This is a genomic window from Mycobacteroides sp. LB1, assembly GCF_013449725.1.
Lineage (GTDB): Bacteria > Actinomycetota > Actinomycetes > Mycobacteriales > Mycobacteriaceae > Mycobacterium.
Window position 1 is genome coordinate 208,758 of record NZ_JACCFF010000003.1, and the last position, 25,383, is coordinate 234,140.

19 protein-coding genes, 1 other RNA gene and 1 pseudogene are annotated in these 25,383 nt (G+C 64.1%); 17 read left to right on the forward strand and 4 right to left on the reverse strand.

Translation table 11 applies throughout. The annotated features are described in order from the left end of the window. Nucleotides 1-33: 33 nt before the first annotated feature. Entirely contained in the window at nt 34-1,191 is a 1,158-nt protein-coding gene (locus tag MLB1_RS14680; RefSeq protein WP_180750571.1) for an MFS transporter, read from the reverse strand. Between the two features lie 139 nt (nt 1,192-1,330). Between MLB1_RS14680 and MLB1_RS14685 the strand changes: the two genes are divergently transcribed. The 8 genes from MLB1_RS14685 to MLB1_RS14720 all read left to right on the forward strand — a co-directional run bounded on the left by MLB1_RS14685 (nt 1,331) and on the right by MLB1_RS14720 (nt 12,533). Next, nucleotides 1,331-2,722 carry an alpha/beta hydrolase gene (locus MLB1_RS14685; protein ID WP_371750628.1) on the forward strand — a complete coding sequence of 464 codons (1,392 nt, stop codon included), beginning with the start codon at nt 1,331-1,333 and terminating at the stop codon, nt 2,720-2,722. Nucleotides 2,723-2,801: 79 nt separating this feature from the next. Continuing rightward, nucleotides 2,802-3,776 carry an NADPH:quinone reductase gene (locus tag MLB1_RS14690; RefSeq protein WP_180750836.1) on the forward strand — a complete coding sequence of 325 codons (975 nt, stop codon included), beginning with the start codon at nt 2,802-2,804 and terminating at the stop codon, nt 3,774-3,776. Between the two features lie 124 nt (nt 3,777-3,900). Next, nucleotides 3,901-4,431, forward strand: a complete 531-nt coding sequence (locus tag MLB1_RS14695; protein ID WP_180750572.1) for an SRPBCC family protein — start codon at nt 3,901-3,903, stop codon at nt 4,429-4,431. Then, complete coding sequence (locus MLB1_RS14700) at nt 4,428-5,993, forward strand: AMP-binding protein (protein WP_180750573.1); 1,566 nt, start codon at nt 4,428-4,430, stop codon at nt 5,991-5,993. Before MLB1_RS14695 ends, MLB1_RS14700 begins: the two co-directional genes overlap by 4 nt. Nucleotides 5,994-6,027: 34 nt before the next feature. Beyond that, on the forward strand, nt 6,028-7,233 hold the full coding sequence (locus MLB1_RS14705) for an FAD-dependent monooxygenase (protein WP_180750574.1): 1,206 nt from the start codon (nt 6,028-6,030) through the stop codon (nt 7,231-7,233). Next, nucleotides 7,234-9,174, forward strand: coding sequence for an FAD/NAD(P)-binding protein (locus MLB1_RS14710; RefSeq protein ID WP_180750575.1), 1,941 nt, complete (start codon nt 7,234-7,236; stop codon nt 9,172-9,174). An 8-nt stretch (nt 9,175-9,182) separates the two neighbouring features. Further along, nucleotides 9,183-10,553, forward strand: a complete 1,371-nt coding sequence (locus MLB1_RS14715) for a lyase family protein (protein ID WP_219603169.1) — start codon at nt 9,183-9,185, stop codon at nt 10,551-10,553. 252 nt (nt 10,554-10,805) lie between these two features. Further along, complete coding sequence (locus MLB1_RS14720; protein WP_180750837.1) at nt 10,806-12,533, forward strand: helix-turn-helix domain-containing protein; 1,728 nt, start codon at nt 10,806-10,808, stop codon at nt 12,531-12,533. On the opposite strand, the gene MLB1_RS14725 is transcribed toward MLB1_RS14720, so the two are convergent. Next, the gene (locus MLB1_RS14725; RefSeq protein WP_180750577.1) at nt 12,429-13,703 is read right to left on the reverse strand and encodes a transposase; all 1,275 of its coding nucleotides are present in this window, start codon (nt 13,701-13,703) and stop codon (nt 12,429-12,431) included. The genes MLB1_RS14720 and MLB1_RS14725 overlap by 105 nt on opposite strands. 314 nt (nt 13,704-14,017) lie before the next feature. Here MLB1_RS14725 and MLB1_RS14730 point away from each other — a divergent pair, with 314 nt between their 5' ends. The 9 genes from MLB1_RS14730 (at nt 14,018) to MLB1_RS14770 (ending at nt 23,858) form a co-directional block, all read left to right on the forward strand. Beyond that, nucleotides 14,018-15,643 carry a carboxylesterase family protein gene (locus MLB1_RS14730; RefSeq protein WP_180750578.1) on the forward strand — a complete coding sequence of 542 codons (1,626 nt, stop codon included), beginning with the start codon at nt 14,018-14,020 and terminating at the stop codon, nt 15,641-15,643. Between the two features lie 16 nt (nt 15,644-15,659). After that, the gene (locus MLB1_RS14735; RefSeq protein WP_180750579.1) at nt 15,660-16,847 is read left to right on the forward strand and encodes a 3-deoxy-7-phosphoheptulonate synthase; all 1,188 of its coding nucleotides are present in this window, start codon (nt 15,660-15,662) and stop codon (nt 16,845-16,847) included. Beyond that, nucleotides 16,841-17,599, forward strand: a complete 759-nt coding sequence (locus MLB1_RS14740; protein WP_180750580.1) for an SDR family NAD(P)-dependent oxidoreductase — start codon at nt 16,841-16,843, stop codon at nt 17,597-17,599. The genes MLB1_RS14735 and MLB1_RS14740 overlap by 7 nt, the downstream gene beginning before the upstream one ends. A 3-nt stretch (nt 17,600-17,602) precedes the next feature. Further along, on the forward strand, nt 17,603-18,238 hold the full coding sequence (locus MLB1_RS14745; RefSeq protein ID WP_180750581.1) for an isochorismatase family protein: 636 nt from the start codon (nt 17,603-17,605) through the stop codon (nt 18,236-18,238). Continuing rightward, the gene (locus tag MLB1_RS14750; protein ID WP_180750582.1) at nt 18,235-20,091 is read left to right on the forward strand and encodes an anthranilate synthase family protein; all 1,857 of its coding nucleotides are present in this window, start codon (nt 18,235-18,237) and stop codon (nt 20,089-20,091) included. The genes MLB1_RS14745 and MLB1_RS14750 overlap by 4 nt, the downstream gene beginning before the upstream one ends. 5 nt (nt 20,092-20,096) lie before the next feature. Continuing rightward, complete coding sequence (locus MLB1_RS14755) at nt 20,097-21,044, forward strand: amidohydrolase family protein (RefSeq protein WP_180750838.1); 948 nt, start codon at nt 20,097-20,099, stop codon at nt 21,042-21,044. Nucleotides 21,045-21,098: 54 nt separating this feature from the next. Continuing rightward, nucleotides 21,099-22,424, forward strand: coding sequence for an HNH endonuclease signature motif containing protein (locus tag MLB1_RS14760; RefSeq protein ID WP_180750583.1), 1,326 nt, complete (start codon nt 21,099-21,101; stop codon nt 22,422-22,424). Nucleotides 22,425-22,431: 7 nt separating this feature from the next. Beyond that, nucleotides 22,432-22,526, forward strand: an RNA gene (gene ffs, locus MLB1_RS14765) — signal recognition particle sRNA small type. 48 nt (nt 22,527-22,574) lie between these two features. Continuing rightward, the gene (locus MLB1_RS14770; RefSeq protein ID WP_180750584.1) at nt 22,575-23,858 is read left to right on the forward strand and encodes an aminotransferase class I/II-fold pyridoxal phosphate-dependent enzyme; all 1,284 of its coding nucleotides are present in this window, start codon (nt 22,575-22,577) and stop codon (nt 23,856-23,858) included. Here the strand turns inward: MLB1_RS14770 and MLB1_RS24085 are convergent. Both MLB1_RS24085 and MLB1_RS14780 read right to left on the reverse strand, forming a co-directional pair. Continuing rightward, nucleotides 23,857-24,510: pseudogene (locus tag MLB1_RS24085) on the reverse strand (hypothetical protein); the annotation flags it as partial. The gene MLB1_RS14770 and the pseudogene MLB1_RS24085 sit on opposite strands and share 2 nt — an antisense overlap. Before the next feature lie 42 nt (nt 24,511-24,552). Next, nucleotides 24,553-25,278 carry a hypothetical protein gene (locus MLB1_RS14780; RefSeq protein ID WP_180750586.1) on the reverse strand — a complete coding sequence of 242 codons (726 nt, stop codon included), beginning with the start codon at nt 25,276-25,278 and terminating at the stop codon, nt 24,553-24,555. Nucleotides 25,279-25,383: the final 105 nt, after the last annotated feature.

The window sequence follows — 25,383 nt, forward strand, 5'->3', positions numbered from 1 at the left end:
ATTCGATGGGGGGTGGATGGATTAGCCAGTCGACTATCCGGAGTCCGCAGTTGCGTCGACCGGCACCGTCACACGTCGTGAGCTCGCTGCCAGCACCGCTCCGCCGATCAGCGCGGTGACCAACGCGCCCAGCAGCGGCCGGAATCCGAGTGCGTGCGCCAGGTACGGCGCCGAGCTCGCGCCGAGAAAGACCGTGAACCCGTAGAGGGCGGTACCGGCACCGCGGCGGGGAGCCGCGCGGTCGCCGAACATAGTGACCATCGCCGTCGAGGCGATGGCTATACCGGCGACGAAGATATTGCTACCGATCACGATGACCGGAATCGATCCGGCGCCCACGGCTTCAACCGCCAGCCCTACCGCGGCCAGCACGTATCCCACCAACGCCCCGGTTTCGGTGCCGACCCTGCCCACCCACGACCCCACGAACGGTGCCACGAGCATTCCGGGGATACCCGCCAGCCGAATGGTCGTCACCGTGGATTCCGGGAGCTGCAGTACATCCACCAGCTGAACAGCCAAGCTTGTATACATCGCGACGAAGGACAGCATCAGTACGAAGACGGCTGCCAGCGGTACCGCGATATCCCGACGGGTGAGCAGCCGGGCCTGCGCCACAAAGCCGCTCACGATCCGTGAACCTGGATTGCCGGAACGCTCATCACGCATCACGGGCGCCAGCAGTGCGGCATTGAGTGCGAGCCCCGCGGCGCTGATCCAGAACAGCCACTGCCACCCCCACGCACGGGTGACGACGGAGGCCATCACCTGCCCGAGAACACCAGCCATCAGATACGCAGTGGATACCGCGCCAATTGCGGTGGTCGCCGTCCGACGGGGCAGTGCCTCGCCAAGATGACTGAGTGCGGACGGCGAGAACGCGCCACCGGCGAAACCCTGCAGCACACGAAGCACCCCGAAGAGAGCGGGTGTTGTGGCGAAGGGCACCAAGAAGGTCAAGACGGCCATGACAGACACCCCGGCGATCAGCACACGTCGGCGGCCGAAGCGGTCGGTGACGGGTCCGAACAGCAGGAAACCCGCGGCGTAACCAAAGAGCGCTGCCGAGAGCGCGGGTGTCATGTTCTGTCCGCCGTAGGAAGCCGAGACGGCATCGTGGATCGGAATCCACACGTACAGCTGCATGGTGACCTGGAGGGCGCACAACACCACCAGAGCAACCCGCACCATTGCTGCACTATCGGCAGGACGTAGGTTCCGCGGCAAGTAGCGGCAGCGTTGTCCGTCACGTTCGGGGGCGGTATTGGGCTGAAATACGCCGATTCCCAGCGATTCTCCAGAATGGAGGGAACGTTCTTTCAGGAATGGCGTGGAGAATCGGGGCGTGCCGTCGTCGGGGACATCGGTTCTGGCAGAGCTGCCGGCCTACGCGCGGAACAACCCGCTCTACGCGGGCCCGTCGCTCATCCACGGTTGGCTTCCAGTGGTCATTCAAGTTGTGGCGGCCCTGGTTCTGGTCGCAGGCGTCTATCGCAGACCGCAAAACTGGCTTCGGGTCTGGCTGCCCAGTGCCGCGATGTGCGGTGTGGGTGTCGGATCGCTCGCGTACTGGTACGTCAGCTCGCAGGGAATGGCAGACAATCCGCCTCCGCTCATGCTGTGGGTTTGGATTGGTTTTGCCGCAGGGGCTCTAGTCGTCCTTGTCGCCGGTTGGGCAAGGACACGATGGACGCGTCGGAGCGCGATGGCATTGGCTGTTCCGCTGTGCTTGATCGCCGCCGCGACCGTGCTCAATCAGTGGATCGACTACTACGACACCGCACGTCTGGCGTGGGCGTCGGTGACCGCCGGGCCGCTGCCCGACCAGGTAGACCTGGCGACCGCACAGGATCTGAGGGGTAAGGGCGCCAGGGCTACGGGAGCGGTGGTGCCCGTGCAGATCCCTACGGACATCTCGGGATTTCACCACCGCACCGAGTACGTCTACCTGCCGCCTGTGTGGTTCGCACGGCCGGACCCACCGAAACTGCCGGTCGTTGTCATGATTTCTGGCGCATGGTCAACACCAGCAGATTGGTTGCGGCAAGGCAACGCGGCCGCCGCCATGGACCGCTTCGCGCAGTCTCATGACGGAGTCACTCCCGTGCTGGTGTTCGTCGATACCGGAGGCACCTTCAATAACGACACCGAATGTGTGAACGGGCCGCGCGGTAACGTGGCCACCCATATCACCAAAGAGGTTGTTCCATATGTGAATTCGGAGTTCATGACGAGCTCACGCCCCGATAACTGGGGGGTCGTTGGTTGGTCGATGGGTGGAACGTGTGCGGCTGACCTGACCATCACTCACCCGGAGCTCTTCCATGCCTTCGTTGACATGGCCGGCGACCTCACTCCCAATGCGGGCACCAAGGATCAGACGGTAGAGCGGCTTTTCGGTGGCGACGCAAGTCAATGGGCGCTGTTCGACACGCTGACCGCAATACCCGGCCATGAGCGGTATCGGGATGTTGCGGGCTGGCTGGACGTGTCGACGACCGCGAAGATCAGAGCCGGTCAGGAGCAGCTCACTGGTCCGATCGCCGCTCGGCGACTATGTGAGGCGGCGCTGCCTGCCGGGATCGAGTGTGTGGTGGTGACCCGCACGGGCAACCACGACTGGGCATATGCGCAGGAGGCCTTCACGCAGGCATTCCCATGGATCGCAGGCAGGCTGGGTACCCCGGGAGTGATACGTACGCCGTTGCCGGCGGCGACGTGAATTGCAATCTGTAGCAGCGTAATCCGTCACCTCCTCATGTCACATTGTGACGTTCCCGCACATGGCCCAAGATGTGCGTATGCGCGCCGCCTACATAGAGCAGCGGGGACCCGCCGAGAACATCCGGTACGGCACGCTTCCCGAACCCGTCACCGCGCCGGGCGAGGTGCTCGTCCGGGTCGACGCGGTGGCGGTCAACCCGGTGGACACCTTCGTGCGCTCGGGCTCGTATCCCACTGCGATTCCGCTGCCGTTCGTGGTCGGACGTGACCTGGTGGGGACGGTCGTGGACGGAGCAGCGGGGTTCCGCCCGGGTGCGCGCGTCTGGTGCACCAGTCTCGGCTACGACGGAAGACAAGGCGCTACAGCGGAATTCGCTGCTGTCCCCGCGGAACGGCTGTACGAACTGCCGGCGGATGTGGACCCGGTGATAGCTGTCGCGGTGGCGCACCCCGCCTCTACCGCCTATTTGGCGACCGTCGAGTACGGCGAGACCGGAGCCGAGGATACGGTGCTGATCGTGGGCGCCGCCGGGAACGTGGGGTCGGCCGCCATCGCGTTGGCCGCCCGGTCCGGCGCGACGGTGATCGCGGTGGCGTCGCGGCGAAGCCTGGACAGGTGTAGGGAGCTCGGTGCCCACGAGGTGTACGACTACACGTCGGATTGGGTTCCACGGGTGGGCGAGACACACAGCGCCGGTATCGACGTCTATCTGGACACCTCGGGCGTCAACGACATCACCGCTGCGGTGGAACTGCTCGCGCCACACGGCCGGATCGTCCTGTTGTCGGGGGACGGAACCGCGGACACTCAGCGGCCGGTGCCGCTTGGCCCGTTGTACCGCAAGAGCGGATCCATCCGCGGGTTTGTCATGTCCAGGGCCTCCACCCGCCAGCTCGCCGACGCGGCCCGTCGCACCGCAGTATTGCTCGCCGATGGTGAACTGGCAACGAATACCATTGAAATGATGCAGTTTTCGGATACTGCCCGAGCACATCGGCGCATCGAGACCGAGCCTATGGGTGGCACCCGACTGGTGCTGCTTCCCGCCTGATTACTGGCCGCAACCTGGCGTTTACGCCTCGTCGACGCACCGACTTGACGGACCCGAAAATCGACTTGACGGACCTTCTCCGGAATCGTCGCTGCGCCCAATGGCCGGTGCCAGCCTTTGATGCGTGAGCCTCTTCGAAATCGAAACCAGCGCCTTCTCCACCGCATCCCCCGACGAGCTGTACGCATTGGTCAGTGACCTCCCCGAGAGTGGTCGTTGGAGTCCAGAATGCATTGGTGGACAATGGATATCCGGCGAACCCGGCCAGGTTGGCGCGGTCTTCCGCGGCAACAACAATCGTGCGTCCGACGTTGTGGCCTGGGCCCCGGTGGTGCGCGGAGGCTGGCAGACCGAGAGCGAGATCGTGGCTGCCGAAGCACCGAAACAGTTCAGCTGGTCCATTCTGAACCGTTCCGGAGAGCGGCAGGAGAGCATCTGGAGCTACTTCGTCGACCCCGCCGAGGGCGGCTCGACCCTGCGGCATCACTACCGCATGGGCAAGCCCACCGAGGGCATCACCGAAATCATGTCGCACCTCGACGAAGAGGGGAAGGCGCGTTTCGTCCGTGAATGGGGCGACAAGCTCCGCGCCGATATGCAGGCCACCGTGGACGCGATTGCGCGTATCACCCTAGAAGCTGGAGTACCCCAATGATTTTGCAGCGCCTAGGAAACCGCGGGATCAAACTCGGCACGCTCTTCGAGCGCGCCGCACGTAAGCACCCTTCCAACACGCTGACGCTTGACCATCGGCCCTCGCTGGCTCCGCAGCTGGAAGGCACGGCGACCATCGCCCAGGTGGCTGCAGCGGTGGACGATATCGCCCGGCGGCTGCGGGCCGCCGGTGTCGAGCCGGGGGACAAACTGGTCATCCACAAGTCCGATGGCTTTGATATCACGCTCGCTGCCTGTGCCGCCGCCCGCGTTGGTGCAGTTCCAGTTCTGTTGTCCCCCAAGCTGGACGGACAGACAGTGGCAACACTCATCGAGCGGGTCGGCAACCCGACCTTGCTGACTGATGCCGCCAAACTCGACGGCGACCTGGCCGGACAGCCCATCGCCGACCTCACCTCCCGCATCTTGCTCGCCGAAGGCCAGCACGCACAGGCCGTGACGCTATCGGATCTGACTCCCGCGGCCCCCGCCCCTGCCGTCATCCCCAGCCCGCACGACCCGGCACTCATCACCCACACGTCAGGTACCACCGGGGTGCCAAAGCTTGCGGTGCACACCAACTTCACCTTCGAGGCACGGTATCGGCCACAGGCGGCCGTCGCCGCGCTGGTACGCCGCCGCGAACCCGTCGTCATCCATGTGTCCTTCGTGCATTCGCGCCTGGTGACGGCGCTGGCGATCGCGATCCTGCGCGGGTTCCCCGTGGTGGTTCTTGTGGACGACGAGCCCGAGCACGCCGCAGAAATCCTCCTGCGCGTCAAACCGGGAATCCTTGAGGCCCATCCGAACACGTTCATCAACTGGGAAGCACTGGCCGATGACCCTCGGCGCCCCCTGGCCTCGGTGAAGTACTTCAGCAGCACCTTCGACGCCATCCACCCGCGTACCGTGCACACCCTGCTCGCAGCTTCACAACGCCGCCGACCGCTTTTCGGCCAGCTCTACGGTCAGAGTGAGGTAGGACCCATCGTGGCGCGTGGCTTCAGCCGTCTCCGGTCTGCTGATTCCGACGGTCGTTGCGTCGGCTACCCGTTCCCGGGTATGACGGATGTCCGAATCGTATCCCGCAATGGACAGCGGCCGTCACAGGAGAACCCCGGCTACATCGAGGTGCGCACCGATGGTCGGATTCGTACCTACCTGGGGGAGCAGGAACGTTACGACAAGCAGCTCGACGATGGCTGGTGGCGGATGGGAGATGTCGGCTATCGCACGCGCTGGGGTTGCATTCATCTACTCGACCGCGAGGTTGATCTCATCGACGGCTTCGGCAGCACCCTGGCCGCCGAGGATCGCCTGTTCTTGGCAGTGGGCGAGCTCACCGAGGTGATCATCGTCGCCGGCCCGGGAGGTCTCGCGCAGCCCGTCGTGTGCACGAAAAACGATGTGCCGCTGAATCTGAATGCCTGGGATGCTGCGGCAGCACAGCTGCCGCCGATGGCCGCGCCGTTACAGTTGCGCCTCGATGAGCTGCCGCAGACGGCCACCACAAAGATCAAGAGGCTGGAACTGTCGGCGCGCATAGGTGCGGGGGCTTTGTGATGAGCGGCTTACACCAAGAGAATCGAGGCCGGTGATGTCACGGCTCATCGTCGTCGGCGGCGGTATCGGCGGACTTGCCATCGCATTGAGTGCCGCCTCATCGGGAAACGATGTCGTCGTGCTGGAGCGGGCACGTGAGTTCGTCGAGATCGGCGCGGGTATCCAGCTTGCCCCCAATGGATTACACGCTCTCAACCTGCTCGGTGTGGGGGACAAGATCGATGCCATCGGAGTTCAGGTGGATTCGCTGCGTTTGTTCGACGCCACCGCGGACCGATTGATCAACACCATGAGTCTGGGAGTGGATTACCAGCAGCGGTTCGACAGTCCCTACCTGGTGGTGCATCGTGCTGAGCTGCATCGCATCCTGGTCGAAGCGTGCGCCTCGGATGACCGCATCGGACTCCGCAGCCGTAGTGAGGTATTCGGATACCAACAGGATCCAAGCGGTGTGCGGGCGGTGCTTGCCGACGGCACCAGCGTGGAAGCCGACGGCCTCGTCGGGGCCGACGGCATCAACTCGATAATTCGACGGACCCTACTTGCTGACGGTGAACCGCGGGTCGCCGGGATCACGGTGTATCGCACCACAGTGCCCATCGACCAGGTCGACGCGAGCCTGCAATCCAATTCGGTCACCTGGTGGACCGGTCCTGGCTGCCATCTTGTGACGTACCCCATTGCTGGTGGGGCGCTGCTGAATCTGGCGGCGAGCCGCACCGACGGTGTCACACAGGCGTTCTCGGGAGTGTCGGTGAGTAGGGCGCGGGTGCTCTGCGAGTTGGCACCGTTGCGCGGGACGGCCCGCAGTCTGCTTGAGCTGGGCGAGAACTGGAGGTCGTGGGCGCTTGTCGATCGCGATCCGGTGCGGCAGTGGTCCGATGGTCGCGTCGTACTACTGGGCGACGCGGCGCACCCCATGCTGCACTACGCGGCACAGGGTGCCAGCCAGGCACTCGAAGATGCTGTGGTCCTCGGCGCGGTCATCGGTGCCGATCCCGACCGCATCCCCGGCAGGTTCAGCAGATATGTCGCGGGGCGGCGGGACCGTACCGCCGATGTGACTCTGGCTGCCCGCGACAGCATCCGCATCTGGCACTCGGCCGGGGACGCGGCCGTCGAACGGAACGAGAAGTTGGGCGCGATGAGCGATGCCGATCTGCACGAGGCGTTGGCCTGGATGCACGGAGACAACGATTTCGGGCTGGCCTCGGTGACGTCGGCCGCGGGGGTGCGGTAGATGTCTGACCATCAGGTTTGCATTATCGGTGCGGGACCACGCGGCCTGGCGGTGCTGGAGCGGCTCTGCGCCAACGAACGCCATGCACCCAGCGCGGAGCGAATCGTCGTGCATGTCGTGGATCCCTACTCCCCGGGCGCCGGATCGGTATGGCGCACGGATCAGTCGTGGCACCTGTTGATGAACACCGTCGCATCGCAGATCACCGTGTTCACCGACGACAGCGTGGCCATCGAAGGGCCAATAGAACCGGGGCCGACACTCTACGAGTGGGCGCAAAGCCTTGCCTTGCTGGGCGATCCATCTCGCAGCGGAGAGAAGGCCATCGCCGAGGCACGCGCACTGCAATCCAACTCATACCCGACGCGTGCACTCTATGGGCATTACCTCAGCGACAGTTTCGCGCGCGTGGTCGGGTGGGCGCCCGATCATATGACTGTTCACGTCCACCGCTCTCGTGCGGTGGCGTTGGCGGACACTCATGGTGATATCGATGGGCCGCAGGGAGTTCGGCTGGAGAACGGAACCCGATTACATGATCTCAACGCCGTCATTCTCGCCATCGGGCATGTGCCCGCAGGTCTGCGTCCCGGCGAGGCGCGTGCAGCCTCCCTTGCCCGTATCCACGGACTGACGTACGTCACGCCCGCGAACCCCGCCGATATCGACCTGTCCGCCATCAAACCGGGTGAGCCCGTGGCCGTTCGGGGGTTGGGTCTGAACTTCTTCGATTACATGGCCTTGCTGACGGCGGGGCGCGGCGGAAGATTCCTCCGGGATAGCGGGGAAGAAGGCGCGCGCCTGGTGTACCACCCCTCGGGGCAGGAGCCCGTTCTGTACGCGAGTTCACGGCGTGGCATCCCCTACCACGCACGCGGTGAGAACCAGAAGGGATCCTCGGGTCGCTACTTCCCGCGGTTGCTCACGGCAGAGCACATCGCTCAGCTCCGGGAGGACCTGGGCGGTCTGCTGCGGTTCCGCCGCGACCTCTGGCCGCTCATCGCGCGCGAGGTGGAATGCGTTTATTACGAACGACATTTGACACAGCGCGGGATGCCGGTGGAGGAGTTCGCCGCGCGGTACCTCAACGCCGACGAGGGCGACCTGCCAACGGTACTATCGGATCACCAGCTGCTGGACATCCTGTGGGAATGGGACGATCTGGACCGTCCGTGGGGCGATCGCGAGTTCAGCGACCCCGCCGATTTCACCGCATGGATGCTCGAGCATCTCCGCGCCGATGTGGTCATGGCGCGCGAGGGCAATGTCGACGGTCCGGTGAAGGCCGCGCTGGACGTGTTGCGGGACCTGCGCAATGAGATCCGACTTGCGGTGGACCACGGTGGGCTGGACGGGAAGTCGTACCGGGACGAGCTGGAGGGCTGGTACACGCCGTTGAACGCCTTTCTGTCCATCGGCCCGCCGGCCCAGCGGATCGAGGAGATCATCGCCCTGGTAGAGGCCGGGGTTATGCATTTGGTGGGTCCGCGGATGCAGGTGCGTTTCGACACCCATGAGCCGGCCGTTGTCGTGGAGTCGCCACTCGTCCCGGGATCGGCCATCAGGACGCGCAGCCTCATCGAGGCGCGATTGCATGAACCCGATCTGCGCCGCAGCAGCGACCCACTGCTGATCTTCCTGCAGGAGACCGGTCAATGCCGACCGTATGAGATTCGTACCGACGATCACAATGCCTATCAAACAAAGGGATTGGCCGTCACGGAGCGCCCGTACCGGTTGATCGGCGCCGACGGGAGAGTTCATCCACGCCGGTTCGCCTACGGGGTGCCCACCGAATCCGTGCATTGGGTCACCGCGGCGGGAATCAGGCCGGGGGTTGATTCGGTGACGCTGGGCGATGCCGATGCTATCGCTCGTGCCGCATTGGCGAGTGCACCGCGACCGGCCGCGGATGTGGGTGATCGCGGGGTGTTGTTGTGACCGGTTTCCTGGAGACCGGACTGCTCTCACCGGTCAGTGCCGGCACCGTCGCCGAGGCAGAACTGACCGATGCCGCCTGGCTGCAGGCGATGCTCGACGCCGAGGTCGCGTTGGCGGCCGCGCAGGCGGATATCGGCGTCCTACCCAGGGCCGCGGCGGATGTCATCGCCAAGGCCGCGGCCGCACACGATATCGACATCCGCACAGTGGCGTTGTCTGCGCGGGAGACCGCTAACCCCGTCGTCGGCCTGATCAAGGAACTGACCCGAGTTGTAAGTGAGATCGATTCGAGTGCTGCCGATTACGTGCATCGCGGGTCCACCAGCCAAGACATTCTCGATACCGGGGCGATGATGCTGTCCAAACGGGTGTTGGGGCTCATCGCCACTGATCTGGGTGCGGTGGCCGATGCTCTCGCCGGCCTTGCCGTCGAGCATCGGGGCACCGTCATGGCTGCCCGCACCCTGGCCGTGCAGGCGGTTCCGACGACGTTCGGGCTCAAGGCATCCGGCTGGCGGGAGCTAATTCTGGAGGCGCGCGCACGAGTGCTTACGGTGGCCGGCGCGCTGCCGATATCGCTCGGCGGTGCTGCGGGCACCCTTGCCGGATACCTCGAATACGCCGGCCCGGCTGGCGCTGACCCCGGGGTGTTTGTCGAGGAGCTGAGCGCGGCGTTCGCCCGGAGAACGGGGTTGGTGGCTTCCAGGTTGCCCTGGCACGCCTTGCGTGCCCCGATAGCGGATATCGGCAGCACCACGGCCTTTGTGTCGGGAGCTCTCGGCAAGCTCGCCGTCGATGTTCTCACGTTGAGCCGCACCGAGATCGGCGAGGTGACCGAACCGGCCCCGCCGGGTCGAGGCGTGTCCTCGGCCATGCCACACAAGCGAAATCCGGTGCTGGCAACGATGATTCGTTCGGCCGCCCTACAGGTTCCGGCGCTGAGTACCATTCTGACGCAATCGTTGCTCAGTGAGGACGAGCGGTCGGCGGGCGGTTGGCACGCGGAGTGGTTGGCATTACGGGAATGTCTACGGCTCACCGGTGGTGCGGCAGAGACGGCTGTCGATCTCAGCCGTGGCCTGCAGGTGCACGCGGAACGCATGTCCGGCAACCTTGCGTTGCTCGGTGGACAGCCCTCGGCCGAACGGCTTGCGGCGGCGCTTACCCCGCAGTTGGGCAGGGGGCCTGCGAAGGCCGTCGTTACGGCCGTCGTCGACGACGCCGTCGCACGCGGTGTGAGTTTGCGCGAGGCTAGTCGGTCCCGGCCGGAGATCATCGCATGGTTGAGCGAGACTGATATCAATGAACTGTTGGACCCCGCCACCTATGTGGGAGCCGCAGGTCAGCTCGTTGAGGCGGCCATCACGCACCGCATCTGAGGAGGTCACCTGCGCAAACTTTCGCTCATGTTGAATCTTTGCGAACTGTTCGCGCGTAAGAGTCTTGACGCTGCTGTACCCCACCCATACCGTTGCCACGCATATACAGCAGACGGGTAGTTGGGATTGACTGACATACAGGTGAATGGGGCGCGCGAAGGGGCTCCTAGTGCAGGCCAATCAGCGCTATCTGTGCTGCGGTTACTTGCATCCGGAACGGCTCCCGACGTATTCGAGGCCCGGCTCAAGGAGATGGCCCGCGAGTCCTCGCCGCCATGGCGCGCCGCGGATCTGCATCGTGCGCGCGGATATGCCGAACGTATCTACGGCCTTATCGAAGGACAGAATCAGCGGGAGGCCCGGCTGTCCAGCCTCGTGGGGGTCGGTATCGAACTACTCGGGGGCCACGATATCGACGAGGCGTCGACGACCCTCGTCAAACGTGCGCGGATCATGCTCGACGCCGACTTCTCGTTCATCTCCGTACGCGATGGTGACGGGCCGGATGTGCGGCACCACGTTCGGTATGTCGACGGACCCACCACCGCGATCAACCACGGTCTGTACTTCCCGATCGGCGACGATATCGGCTTGGTAAGTCAGTATCGCCCTGGGCAAGGCCCGGTGTGGACCACGGATTACCCATCCGATACCAGATTTACGCGGGCGAGCGATGGCGATGCCGCCATGCGTTCGGAGGGTGTGCACAGTCTGATGACGATGCCGATGGAGCATGAGGGACGGCACTTCGGAAACTTGTACGTCGGTTCGCGCACGGTCCGTAGCTTTACCGCCGCCGAGCGGTCACTGTTCGCGAGCCTGTGCTCGTTCGCGGGTATCGCCCTGGCGCGCGCCGGCGAATTCTCCAGCAATACAGCACGAATCAAGGAGCTGGAGCGACGCCTAGAGCTGCGGACCATCCTTCTCGATACTGGTGCCGGCCCCGGTGGTATGGACAGCTTCGTCCTCACGGCGGGGGAGCAGCTGGGTGTTGCGATGCGTGTGACGGGCCATGACGGAGCGGAGATCGCTTCGTACAAATGGGAACCAGAGCCGAGTGACGTCCTAGTCACCGCACTGACGGTCGGGGACGAATTCCACGGTGAGCTGTCCGTCGCCAGCCTGGACGACGGACCAGTCTCTGTGTACCCGCTGCAGATTCAGGATCTCGCCACCACCGCCGCGGTGGTGATGTGCGGTGACAATCGGATGTCGCTGTCGGTGGCCCAGCTGCGCAACGACTTGCTGCACGACGTGCTGGACTACCGCCAGCGTGACAGTCGGCTGGTCCAGATTTACGCCCGCCGTTTGGCTTTGGACCTCAACCAGCCACATGTCGTCGTCATCGTCAGGCCAGAACGCGGTGGATTGGATCGTGCGTCGTTGTGGTCTGCCTCATTCGCCTCGCGAGTGGGTGGGCTGCGAGCCACGCAGGATGAAGTGGTGGTGCTGCTCATTCCGGGATCGGATCCGGGGCAGGCCGCCCAGGCGGTATGGGATGAAACGACCGCGCACCTACGCATGCCGGTGACGGTGTCCTCCGCTGGACCGTCGGATCGCGTCGAGTCCATCGAGGAGACGTACCAGGATGCGATGCGTTGCCTGGATGCGATGAGTGCGCTGGGGGCCCTCGGAACAGCAGCTGCCGCAAATGAACTCGGCTTCCTGGGGGTGCTGCTGTCGCGCCATCAGGATGTGGAGGGCTTCGTCAGATCCATGGTCGGACCCGTGATCGACTATGACGCGGAACGAGATACCGATCTGCTCCAGACACTCGACGTGTACTTCACCGTCGGCGCGAGTCCCACTCGTGCCGCGAAGATCTTGCACACCCACCCCAATACCGTGGTGCGTCGCCTCGATCGGGTGAATGAACTACTTGGTAGTGGGTGGCAGGATGCCGAGCGGCTCCTGGACACGCAGCTCGCCATCAAGCTGTGGAAAGTGCGCGGCTCGCTGCTCACCCGCCAGACCGGGTGACACGAGGCAGCCCACCGTCGCGGCGATCGACACGAGGGTGGCGTGTCGGTGCCATCCGGTGAACGAGCGTCCCGCGAAGTCCTGCATACCCATGCGGTTTGCCAGGTGCAGGTATCCCTGTTGCACGTGATCGGCCAGCGCCACCTGGTGCGCCTGAGACGAGGTAGAGAATTCGGGATCGTTGGTCAACCAAAGTTCGGTGCGCGCACGCGGATGGTCCAGGGGAGTCATGCCGACGAGCGTCAACGGCGTGCGTGAGCGCGCCGCAGAGGGGTCGGCCAGCTGAACCTTGGCCACGCTGATCAGATGACGACGCCCCTGGTAGACGTACTGCTCGGTGCGTCGTGATCCCTTAGTGGCCTGCACAATCTGTGCGGCAGGCAGGACGCGCCCAAGGTGGCCGGCGAATGCCGGGTCGACGACCTGCAGTTGCAGGTCGCTGGGCACACGTGTGGTGGTGACCTGATGAGCCAGTGTTCCGAAGACCTGTGCCAGGTCAGCGCCATTGGCGCCGAGCAGGTCGAAGATCACCGGTGCCTTCGAAGGACGGGCCACCCGGGCGAATTCCTGGAACGAGGAGAGCGCGCATCCGCTCACCGACTCCAGCGGGTAGTCATCGGGGATGGACGTCTTGGTCTTCTTCGCCGCGGATTCCAACCAGGGCTGCGATAGGTGCAACCGCCAGCTCACCGGCACCGCGAAACCGTCTGCCGCGAGCCAGACACTGAGGGCCAGTTGTCCGTTAACCGCACGCCCTGCGCGGGGGCAGTAGCGTCGGTCCACGCCCACGGAGTGCACGCCTGCCTTGGGGATCAGCATCGGGGTCACCACCCACGCGGCTGCGTGGTACGCGCTGGTGAGGTAGGCGGTGAGGTCCCGGCGCACCGCCCACCAGTCCCAGGTGGAGCTGTTCACGAAGTGATGCAGGTTCTGCTCACTCACTTCTTTACCCATCGAGGCCGCCATGTTCCGGGCGGACTTTCGGCCGCGCACGTTCAGCAGGCCGGTGACGTAGTCCTCGCCCTTGGCACGCTGATCGCAGCGCGGCAGTGATCGCAGCACGTCGGGGCAAACCTGCGCGGCCACGGAGGCCATGGCGTCTACGGAACTGACGCGGGGACGCGTATCGAACAGTTCGGTCGCGGCCTGTGCCTTGGTCGCAGATGTCATGTCTCTCGCACCTCAATGAGTTAGCGGATGTTCGATGTCGACCCCAAGGATGGGCGAGACTCGCGCATTGGGCTAGGTATTGGCACCACACAAGTGACGGACTATGCGTGTGCCCCGCTACACCAATCGTGGTGGCTCAATGCAAGATGTCCGATGGGTGAACAACGCTGTGACCTGCCCATCGTTGTGCGCAGCCTGAGTGTGTAGGTGGCGCAATGGGGTGCCCAGGGTGCCAACTTGACGGATTGTCTCCGAACTGACGAACTGAATTCGCGATTGTTTGGCGTGCGAGGCCGTATCCCGAAGATAGAGAGGTGATCACCCGGCGAGTGTTGCTAGGAACAACCGTGGCATTGGCTGGCTCGGCGGTACTCGCCGGCTGCGGATCACCGGCCCGCGCGGCTGACCCGCAAGTGACCGTTACCGGGGGCGCGATCCGCGGGGAAGCCGCCGGAAAGGTGCATGTGTTCCGCGGCATCCCCTATGCGCAGCCGCCGACCGGGGAGAATCGATTCCGGTCCCCGCGCCCGGTGGCTCCGTGGCGAGACACATTGAACACCAACAAATTTGGATCTGAATTCATTCAGCCAGCCGGTGGCGACCCGGTGCGCCAGGAGGACGCGTTGTATGCCAACGTGTGGACGCCGTCGATCGACGGCGCAGCGTTGCTGCCCGTGATCGTCTATATCCACGGCGGCGGCTGGGCTCGCGGAGCGGGCAGTCTTCCCGTCTACGACGGCGCCGCGCTCGCAGAGCGTGCCGGTGCCGTTGTGGTCAACTTCAACTACCGGCTCGGCGCCTTTGGCTTCTGTGGTCATCCCGCTCTCGAGGACCCCGACACCGGTCTGCACACCAACTGGGGTCTGCAGGACCAAATCGCCCTATTGCGCTGGGTTAGCGACAATGCCAAGGCGTTTGGCGGCGACCCGGGGAACATCACGCTCATCGGGACCTCGGCCGGCGGAGCCAGCACCTGGCAGTTGTCCGTGCATCCGCAGACGCGGCCGCTGTTGCGCCGGATAGTCAGCATCAGCCCGGCACATGTCTGGAGCCCGTATCTGAGCTTGACGCCAGATGACGCCACCGATGTGTTCGATGCCCTGGCCGTAGCCCAGGGGGTGCCGGTGAAGAATCTGAAAGACGTACCGGCGGACCGGATACGTGACTGGTGGGTCGCACAGTTCGCCCTGCCGAGGTCGCAGCGCGTGGTCAAAAGCGGACGCCAGTATCGCGGGCCGGTCCTCGATCCGGTGCTGCTTCCGGCCTTCGACGTCAATCAACCGATGCCCGACATCCCGGCCATCTCCATCTACACCAGTACGGAGGGATCGTTCTTCACCGGTCCCAAGGCGCCCGACCCGCAACCGCAGCCCACGGATGCCGCCTCACTCCGGGCATCCTTCCGTGACATCCTCGAACAGGGGGCGTCATCCCTATCCGAGGTAACGGTCACTGATGCCGTGGCCGCGTATACGGATTCGGCGAAACAAGACGGCCGGTCGACAGATCCCTTGTCGCTATGGACCGAACTGTGGGGCGACGCTTTGATTCGTTACGACGTCCTCGCGTTCACGCGCCGCGCAGCAGTTGAGCGGCGTGCACCGCTCTATCTGATGGAGTACGCGCACCCGGTGCGGCCACCGTACTTCGGTGTGCCACATGAGTCGACGTCACCTTTCCTCTTCGGCACCTACGCGCATCCGACCAACGTGGCCAAGTTCGGCGACGGGCCGAAGGAGCGCGAAACCTCGGCGGCATTCATGGACCTAGTGGCCGAGTTCGCCCACGGCCGAGCACCGGGCAGCCCGCGACTACCCCGGTGGGATCCTGTCGGGCCCGATCTGCGGCAGCTGGTCTTGCGTGACGGCGCCGGAACCATAACCACTCCTACTAAGGCCAGACAACTGGACGTTTTCGACGCAGTCCAGTGGGGCAAGTGAATCAGATGTCAAACGAATGGAGTTCACCGAAATGACAGCGTCCGCTTCCACTCTCCTGCTCGACACTAGAAATGCTGTGCAACAGCCGAACTGGGAGAACGACGTCCACTTGGAACGTGTGCGCTCCGAACTCAGCGAGCTCCCGGCGCTCATCGGCGCCGACGAGATTCGGACACTACGCACGCTGTTGAGCACGGTCGCGCAGGCCCGGGCCACCATCATCCAGGCGGGCGATTGCGCGGAGGATCCGCAGGAGTCGACGGACGTCCACGTCGCCCGCAAGGTGGCGCTGCTCAACGTGCTGGCCGGGACCATGCGGATGAAGACCCATCGACCGGTGCTTCGCGTTGGACGCATCGGCGGCCAGTACGCCAAGCCAAGGTCCAAGCCCACCGAGATGGTCGACGGTGTTGAATTACCCTCTTTTCGTGGCCATCTCGTGAACGGGCCGCAGCCGCATCCGGTACACCGGCGCGCCAACCCGGATCGGATGCTCGCCGGCTACTGGGCGGCGAACCGGGTGATGGGACACCTCGGCTGGCGAGTGCCCTCGTCACTGTCGGTGATCGAACCACCGGTATGGACATCGCACGAGGCATTGTTGCTCGACTACGAGGTGCCACAGCTGCGCCGTGATGGTGAGGGCCGCATGGTGTTGACCTCCACGCATTGGCCATGGATCGGAGACCGCACCCGTCAGCTGGACGGCCCGCATGTCGATTTGTTCTCTCGTATCGCCAATCCGGTTGCCTGCAAGGTGGGCCCGTCGATGACCAGTGATGAACTGCTGGCCCTCTGCGACAAGCTCGATCCCGAACATGAGAGTGGTCGGCTGACGCTGATCGCTCGGCAGGGCGCATCGAAGGTGCGCTCGGCTCTGCCCGAATTGGTGGCGGCAGTGCGAGATTCCGGACATCCGGTGATCTGGCTGTGCGACCCGCTGCACGCCAATACCGTGTCCACGGACTCGGGGTACAAGACGCGCCACGTCCAGACGGCCATCGACGAGGTGCGCGGATTCCGTGAGGTGCTCGCCGAGGCGGGGGTGCATGCCGGCGGCTTGCACCTGGAGACGACCCCCGATGATGTAACCGAATGCGTTTTCGATGACTCGCTGAACCACGAAGTGGGCCAGCGGTACTCCACGCTGTGCGATCCGCGACTCAACACCGAGCAGGCCGCCGAAGTGGTGTCGGCATGGTAGCGGTGGTCACCGGCGCGGGAGGGGGCGTCGGTTCGCGAGTGGCGATCACGCTGGCCCGACGGGACGAGCGAGTAGTCGCGGTGGATGTCGATGAGGTCGCCATCAAACAACTCATCGAGTACGCCGCCGATGAGGGCCTGGATATCATCGGGCAAGTTCTCGATATCACCGATGACACCGCGGTGGCCGTGGGGGTCGCGGATATCGAGTCCCGCATCGGACCGATCACGTCTCTGGTGAACGGCGCGGGTGTGTTGAGAACCGGTGCGGCGGTGGAGTTCTCCGATGCCGACTGGGCACTAACCTTTGGCGTCAACGTGCGTGCGCCATTCGTGCTGAGCCGCGAGGTGGCGCGACACATGATTTCGCGACGTGCAGGGTCAATCGTGACGGTCGCTTCCAATGCGGCGTTGGTGGCGCGCAAGGGTATGGCCGCCTATTCCGCGTCCAAAGCGGCCGCCGACGCCTTCACCAAGAGCCTGGGGCTGGAGCTCGCCGAGTACGGAATTCGTTGTAACGTCGTCGCCCCCGGCTCCACCGACACGCCGATGCTGCGCGCCATGCTCGGGGATTCCTCCGACTCCGGATTGGTTGCCGGAAGTCTTGGTGACTTCAAGCCTGGCATCCCTTTGGGGCGCGTGGCCCAACCGCAACACATTGCCGATGCCGTGGCCTTCCTGCTTTCCGACCAAGCCGCCCACATCACCATGCACACGCTGGTGGTCGACGGCGGCGCGACGCTAGGGGTTTGATCAATGACAACTGTTGAACGCGGTATCCCCATCATCGCCGAATATGACCTACCCACCGCTGACCTGTTGCCCGCCAACACGGCGACATGGCAGATCGACCCGGCACGGGCCGTGCTGCTCATTCACGATATGCAGCGTTACTTCCTTGCCCCGCTGCCGGTTTCGTTGCGCGCGCAGCTGGTCAGCAATGTTGCGGCTATTCGTGACCGCTGCGTGGCGGCAGATATCCCGATTGCCTACACCGCGCAGCCCGGCAGCATGACCGAGGAGCAGCGCGGCCTGCTGAAGGACTTCTGGGGCCCCGGGATGCGTGTAGACGAGGAACATCGCCAGATCGTCGATCCGATCGCACCCGAGCCGGGAGACTGGGTCTTCACAAAATGGCGGTACAGCGCCTTCCATCGTTCGGCGCTGCTTGAGCGGATGCACGCGGCAGGGCGGGATCAGCTGGTGATCTGCGGGGTGTACGCGCACGTCGGCGTGCTGATGACTGCGGTGGATGCCTTCACCCAGGACATCGAGACCTTCCTGGTCGCTGATGCGGTCGCCGACTTCGACGACGAATCACATTGGCTGGCACTGGAATATGCGGCACGTCGGTGCGCCGTGCTGACCGTCACGGACGAGGTGCTGACATGAGTGATCTGCTCGGGCGCGTGCTGACCGGCGAGACCGGACCGTTCGCATTGCTGCACCGGCCGGAATCCGGCACGCCCGATACCGTTGACGTATTCACGGGTGAGGTGAGTTCCGTCGAACGGATCGCCGACCTGCCATTGCGTGACACGCGGGTTGGGCACGACCTGCTGGCGTTGGTGCCGTACCGGCAGATCGCTGAGCGGGGGTTCGTGGCACCCGATGACGGCGCTCCGCTGTTGGCGCTTGCGATTGAGCACCAGGAGCTCGTTCCGCTGTCCGAGGTGCTGGACCGTATCCCTGAGCACCCGGTGGTGGTGGGTCACAGCGATTTCGATATCGACGACGAGGAGTACGCGCGCCTTGCATTGGGGATCATCACCGAGGAGATCGGCCAGGGCGCCGGAGCCAACTTCGTGCTCAAGCGAAATCTGCTCGTCCAGCTGCACGACTACTCGATCAACACCGCACTGACCCTGTTTCGCCGGTTGTTGGAGCGGGAGAAGGGGGCGTACTGGACGTTTTTGGTGAGCACCGGGGAGCAGGTATTCATCGGCGCCACCCCCGAACGTCATATCAGCGTGCAGGATTCGTTGGCGGTGATGAACCCGATCAGCGGGACCTATCGGTACGACGCCAACGGCCCGAACCTGGATGCGGTCATGGAGTTTCTTGCCGACACCAAAGAATCCGATGAGCTGTACATGGTGGTCGACGAAGAGCTGAAGATGATGGCTCGTATCTGCCCGGACGGCGGGCAGGTGCAGGGACCGTATCTCAAGGAAATGGCGCGGCTCGCGCATACCGAGTACCTGATTTCCGGTGTGACGAATCGAGATCCGCGCGAGGTCCTGGCTGAGACGATGTTCGCGCCTACTGTGACCGGGAGCCCGTTGGAGAATGCCTGCCGCGTTATCCAACGATACGAACCCAATGGCCGCCGATACTACAGCGGAGTCGCCGCGCTGATCAGTACGGACGACGCCGGTGTGCGGCAATTGGATTCGGCGATCCTGATCCGTACCGCTGAGATTTCCCCGGACGGAGCGCTCACGGCCGGCACCGGAGCCACCATCGTTCGGCACTCCAATCCGGCAAGTGAGGCCGCCGAAACCCGCAGCAAGGCAGCGGGGTTGCTCTCCGCGCTGACGACCCGGCGTGAACTCCGCAGCCATCCCCGTGTGACGGAGGCTCTCGCCAGCCGCAATACCGGGATCGGAGCGTTCTGGCTGGGACATGGCTCTCTCGAAACTGCCACCAGTCTCGTCGGGCGGACCGCGCTGGTCGTCGACGCGGAGGACACGTTCACCTCGATGATCGGATTGCAGCTGCGGGCCTTGGGATTAGAGGTGGAAATCCGTCGTTTCGATGATGACATCGATCCCGGGACGCATGACATCTTGGTGCTCGGCCCCGGTCCGGGTGATCCGACGGCGATCGATGTTCCGAAGATTGCCACCCTGACCGCGTTGACGAAGACAGCTCTCATGCGGCGCATTCCGTTCCTGTCGATCTGCCTGAGCCATCAGGTGCTATGCCGTCAGCTCGGCCTGCCTGTTCAGCGCAGGCAGCAGCCGAATCAGGGAGTGCAGCGGCAGATCAACCTATTCGGAGTCGACCGGCATGTCGGGTTCTACAACACCTTTGCGGCGGTGACGGGCGGTGAGTGGACGGATACCCCGGCGGGCCGGGTGCAGATCAGCTCTGATCCGCTTACGGGTGAGGTTCATGCCTTGCGGGCCAAGCGTTTCGCATCCATTCAGTTCCACGCCGAGTCCATCCTCACTCGGGATGGTGTGGGGATCTTCAGTGAACTGCTGACTCCGTTGGCGACGGGGGTTCCGGTACTAGCATGACGAGTGTGCGCATCGACATTCACGCTCACCTGTGGTCGGACGATTACCTCTCGCTGCTCGACGGGTACGGGCGGTCCGGTACCGATGTCCATCGCGGTCTTGGGGCTGGGGCAGCGAGGGCTGACCTTGACGGCCGTTTCGCGTTGATGGATGAGGCAGGTGTCGACCTGCAGATCCTTTCCGCGACACCGGCATCACCGCACTTCGAGGACGAGTCCGTCGCTGTGGACAGCGCGCGGTTTGTCAACGACGAGTACGCGAAGCTCGCGAGTGAGTATCCGGGGCGGTTCAGGGCGTTTGCGTCGTTACCCCTGCCCCACGTTCCGGCCGCGGTGGAGGAGCTGGCCCGTGCGATCGACGATCTCGGCATGTACGGTGCGGCGATCACGACCTCGGTACTCGGGCGGTCCATCGCCGACCCGGTCTTTGATCCGTTGTATGAGGAGCTGAATCGCAGGGGAGCAATCCTTTTCGTGCATCCGGCGGGGTGCGGTGCGGGGTCCTCGCTGATCACCGACCACTCGCTCACCTGGTCCATCGGGGCGCCGATCGAGGACACCATTGCGATCATGCACCTAATCGTCGCGGGGATCCCATCGCGGTATCCGGATATGAAGATCGTGACGTGCCATTTGGGCGGGGCGTTACCCATGGTGTTGGAGCGTGCAAACCGACAGGTCACCGAGTGGGAGGCGACGCATTGTCCGGAAGCACCCAAGGACGCTGCCCGCCGGATCTGGTACGACACGGTGGGGCATGACCACACGCCCGCCTTGCAGGCGGCTGTTGCCTCACTGGGTGCGGACCGGTTGGTGTTCGGGTCAGACTTCCCGTACCAAGGCGGTGCCCGGTACGTCAGCTCCGCGACGTACATCCAGGAGGGCCTGTCGGCAGAGGATGCGTCGTTGATCCTGGATCGAAATGGGGCAGAGCTGTTGGGGCTGAACGGCTAACTGTTCGGGCCGGCGATGTGTTTGGTTGTCGGTGGGCGCCGTTACCATTCGAACATGAGTTCGATTGCAGTGTTGAAGGGGGCGGCCGCAGGGCTGGTCGCTGAGACCTTCGATGAGCTCAGCTGCGCCGATAAGCTGACGGCCTTGGCCGACCTGGAGATGATTCAACGTCAACTTCTGTCTGCCTCGCACATCCTGACCGCGGGAATCGTGACGTACGGCTCGCCGGTGGAATTGGGTGGTATGTCGTATTCGGAGGTGATTGCGCGACGGCTGCATATCGGCAGGGGTGCGGCCCGGCGCCGGATCGCCGACGCCCAACAGCTGGCCCCACGCCGCGCGCTGACCGGGGAGCGGCTGGAACCGGTGCTACCGAATGTGGCCGAGGCTTTCGGTCGGGGTGAGGTCGGCGAGGAACACGTCCGGATCGTGCGCGGCTTTTTTGATCGGCTGCCGGTGCTGGTCGACATGCCGACCCGCGAGGCCGCCGAGGTGCAGCTGGCCGTGTTGGCGGCCCGGTTCGGTCCCGAGCCGTTGCGGATCGCGACCGATCGCATGATGGCGTTGTTGAATCCCGACGGCGAGTTCTCCGATGTGGATCGCGCCCGGCGCCGCGGGGTGACGATCGGGCGACAGGGTTTCGATGGGATGTCGGCGATCTCGGGTCTGTTGGATCCGGAAACCCGCGCCTACCTCGATGCCGTGTTCTCCAAGCTCGCCGCACCCGGCATGTGCAACCCCACCGACCAATCACCCCTCGTGGACGGGGAGGTATCGCCCGAGGCTGCCGAACACGATCGGCGCACCAACGCCCAACGTGGCCACGACGCCCTGCGCGCGGTGCTGCGATCCACCCTCGCCTCCGGAGCACTCGGCTCCCACCACGGCTTACCGGTCACCGTCGTGGTGTCGACAACGCTGTCCGAGCTGGAGAACGCGTCAGGGGTGGCGATCACCGGTGGCGGCACCGTGCTGCCCATGCGGGACCTGATCCGCATGGCCGCTCACGCCCACCACTACCTGTCGATCGTCGACGACGACGGACGACCGTTGTATCTCGGACGCACCAAACGCATCGCATCGGCCGATCAGCGGATCGTGCTGCACGCCAAAGACCGCGGCTGCACCCACCCCGAATGCGCTGTCCCCGGATATCTGTGCCAGGTCCACCACATCAACGAATGGGCTGATGGTGGCCCCACCAACATCGACAACCTCACCTTCGCCTGCGCACCCCACCACCGACTCCTCAACAACGGCTGGACCACCCAAAAACAACGCGACGGCACCACCAAATGGACACCACCACCACACCTCCAATTCGGAGAGCCAACCACCAACACCCACCACCACCCAGGCTCACTGACGCCCGCCTACTAGACTGGTCGGCGGACCCCGCGCGGCGTCTATCCTGTGAACTCCCCCAGGGCTGGAAGGCAGCAAGGGTCAACGGGCTCTGTCGGGTGCGCGGGGTCCCCTAACGAATATCGCGCCCTCCAGATGCCCCGCAGGGGCGAATAGGGGAAAGCCGTGTCATTCCTGTCGCTCGGACCCGACGAACTCGCAGCTCAGCATCGGTTGCAGCAGGAGAACTACAGCCAGCTCAAGGCTAAGGGCCTGTCCTTGGACCTCACCCGCGGCAAGCCTGCGCCCGAGCAGCTCGACCTGTCCAACGGCCTCCTCGCCTTGCCCGGCGACGGCGACTATCGCGACGGCAATGGCACCGACACGCGCAACTACGGCGGCGGTAACGGACTGCCAGAACTGCGCGCCATTTTCGGTGAGCTGCTCGGCGTCCCGGCACCCAACCTGATCGCCGCCAACAACGCCAGCCTGTCGCTCATGCACGACGTCATCGTGTACTCACTGCTCCACGGAAACGTCGACTCACCCCGCCCTTGGACTGACGAGCCCTCACTGAAATTCCTGTGCCCGGCACCCGGATATGACCGGCATTTCGCGATCACCGAATCCTTCGGCATCGAGATGATTCCGGTACCGCTGCGCGAGGACGGACCCGACGTCGACCTCATCGAAGAACTCGTCGCCTCCGACCCGACCATCAAGGGCATGTGGAGTGTTCCCGTCTTCTCCAACCCGACCGGAACCGTCTACTCCTGGGAAGTCGTCCGTCGGCTGGCCCAGATGAACACGGCCGCACCGGATTTCCGCTTGTTCTGGGACAACGCCTACGCCGTACATACACTCACGCACGACTTCGTCCGGAACGTGGATCTGCTGGGGATCGCCGAAACCGCCGGGCACCCCAACCGTCCGTTGATCTTTGCCTCCACCTCGAAGATCACCTTCGCGGGCGCGGGTGTGAGCTTCATGGGCGGATCGCTCGCTAATATCGCGTGGTATCTCCAGCATGCCGGCAAGCGCAGCATCGGACCCGACAAGGTGAATCAGCTGCGGCACTTGCGGTTCTTCGGCGATGCCGAGGGTGTCAAGCTGCACATGCAGAAACATCAGCAGATCCTGGCGACCAAATTCCAACTGGCGCTTGAGATCCTGGATGAGCGTTTGGGCGAGAGTAAGATCGCCTCGTGGAGTGAGCCCAAGGGCGGATACTTCATCAGCCTCGACGTTCTCGACGGTACCGCCAAGCGCACGATCGCACTGGCGAAGGAGGCGGGGATCGCGCTCACTGAGGCGGGCGCGACGTTCCCGTACCGAAATGACCCGAACGACAAGAATATTCGACTGGCACCGTCGTTCCCGCCGCTGGAAACCATCGGCGCCGCCGTCGACGGCCTTGCGACGTGCGCGCTGCTGGCGGCAACCGAGAAGCTGTTGGAGCGTAACGACTAGGCGCCTTCTGTACCTTGGCGACCTGTTTGTTGAGCAGCGTCAGTGCCAGCGTGTCGTTCTCGGCAGTCCAGGGCTCCATGGCATGCAGGACCTTGACGGTCACCGTGGCCCCGTGAGGGTAAGCCGTCAGCGTTTTGATGGTGATTTCGACAGACTGCTCGCCGTCCATGCCGAGGTTGCCGGTGAAGACCGTCGCTGCCGCGTCGACGGTTGCACCAGTGACCTTCTCCATCTTGACGCTGCCGGTCCCGTCGATCCCGTCGAGATCCAGGGTGACGGACCCGCATCGCCCGGCCTTGTCTTCGATCGACTGGAAAGACTCGGTGATACCCAGGCCGACTACCACGTCCACCCTCAGCGGCCCGTCTTCGTACTGTGCGGACGCTTGGTTAAAGGGGACCGTGTCGTGGTTGACGAACCTGTTGCACTCGGTCGGGGACACCGTCGGACCGTCATCGTCCGGCTGCTCACGCTCCGTGAATGTGCCGGAATCCGGGAAATCTTCACGCGGCAGCAAGAGATTGGCGGGATCACCCTTGGGCGGTCGCGGCAAGCCGTCCGTTGTCGGTTCACCCGCGATGACATTGGTGCACGCCGTGGTGAGCAGTAACGAAAGCAATACTGTGCCGATCGACCGGCCGATCGACAGCATGCGAGCCATGGGACTTCCCCCATCCGTCATGTGCCGCCTCGCCTACGGTGCCTTCTGCACCTTGGCGATCTGCTTGTTGAGTAGATCCAGCACCAGGGCATCATCGCTGGCGGTCCATGGGTTCATAAACTGATCGACCTCAACCCGCACAGTGGTACCCCGCGGATGCGCGACGGCGAAGTGCGACACGACCGTAATCTGATCCCCCTCGGGTCCGAGCGTGCCGTCGATCTTCACCAACTTGGCCTCCACGGAGGCACCGGGAAGATCGGCGACGGTGACATTCGCCTTCATCTCCACCCCGTCACCCGCCATTTGAACCGAGGCGCATTCCTTGGCCCTCTTCTGAAGGTCGTCGAACGATTGCTTGACGCCGAGCCCGACGCTGCTCTCCGCCATCACGGTGTCCGAGTCGTACTTGGCTCGCGCCCTGTCGTAGTCGCCGTCGCTCTCAGATATGAACTCGTAGCATCCGGGCGGGATGACCGTCTGCGGCTTGGATTTCTCCGCCTTGTCCTTGTCGAGCTTGGCCTTGTCTGCGACGGAAAACGTCCCATTGCCGGCAGGGAAGTCTTCGCGCGTCAGCAACAGCCCAGTCGCCGGGCCTGCGGGCAACTTCTGGCTCGGCTCATCCGACTTTTGTGTACTCGCCTGAACAGCCTTCGGATCGTTCGGCGATTCCTTGGAACAAGCGGAGGTGAATGCGAGTGCGATGACACTCACGCCAACCGCCAACACAGTGCTCATATCAACGCGATGTGTCGTCATGAGCGGACTTTAGCGAACAAGATCACGTGATGTGGCCGTTGTGCGCAATGCGGCCCGATGAGACCGGCCGGGTAGGACCGTCCGGGGTCGCCGGTACCCTTGCTC

Bases quoted from the DNA above. Each gene is read 5' to 3' on its own strand.
- MLB1_RS14705 (WP_180750574.1), top strand. From the start codon at position 6,028: ATGTCACGGCTCATCGTCGTCGGCGGCGGTATCGGCGGACTTGCCATC.
- MLB1_RS14710 (WP_180750575.1), top strand. From the start codon at position 7,234: ATGTCTGACCATCAGGTTTGCATTATCGGTGCGGGACCACGCGGCCTG.
- MLB1_RS14740 (WP_180750580.1), top strand. From the start codon at position 16,841: ATGGTAGCGGTGGTCACCGGCGCGGGAGGGGGCGTCGGTTCGCGAGTG.
- MLB1_RS14700 (WP_180750573.1), top strand. From the start codon at position 4,428: ATGATTTTGCAGCGCCTAGGAAACCGCGGGATCAAACTCGGCACGCTC.
- MLB1_RS14750 (WP_180750582.1), top strand. From the start codon at position 18,235: ATGAGTGATCTGCTCGGGCGCGTGCTGACCGGCGAGACCGGACCGTTC.
- MLB1_RS14690 (WP_180750836.1), top strand. From the start codon at position 2,802: ATGCGCGCCGCCTACATAGAGCAGCGGGGACCCGCCGAGAACATCCGG.
- MLB1_RS14735 (WP_180750579.1), top strand. From the start codon at position 15,660: ATGGAGTTCACCGAAATGACAGCGTCCGCTTCCACTCTCCTGCTCGAC.
- MLB1_RS14725 (WP_180750577.1), bottom strand. From the start codon at position 13,703: ATGACATCTGCGACCAAGGCACAGGCCGCGACCGAACTGTTCGATACG.
- MLB1_RS14760 (WP_180750583.1), top strand. From the start codon at position 21,099: ATGAGTTCGATTGCAGTGTTGAAGGGGGCGGCCGCAGGGCTGGTCGCT.
- MLB1_RS14680 (WP_180750571.1), bottom strand. From the start codon at position 1,191: ATGGTGCGGGTTGCTCTGGTGGTGTTGTGCGCCCTCCAGGTCACCATG.
- MLB1_RS14780 (WP_180750586.1), bottom strand. From the start codon at position 25,278: ATGACGACACATCGCGTTGATATGAGCACTGTGTTGGCGGTTGGCGTG.
- MLB1_RS14720 (WP_180750837.1), top strand. From the start codon at position 10,806: ATGGCCCGCGAGTCCTCGCCGCCATGGCGCGCCGCGGATCTGCATCGT.
- MLB1_RS14745 (WP_180750581.1), top strand. From the start codon at position 17,603: ATGACAACTGTTGAACGCGGTATCCCCATCATCGCCGAATATGACCTA.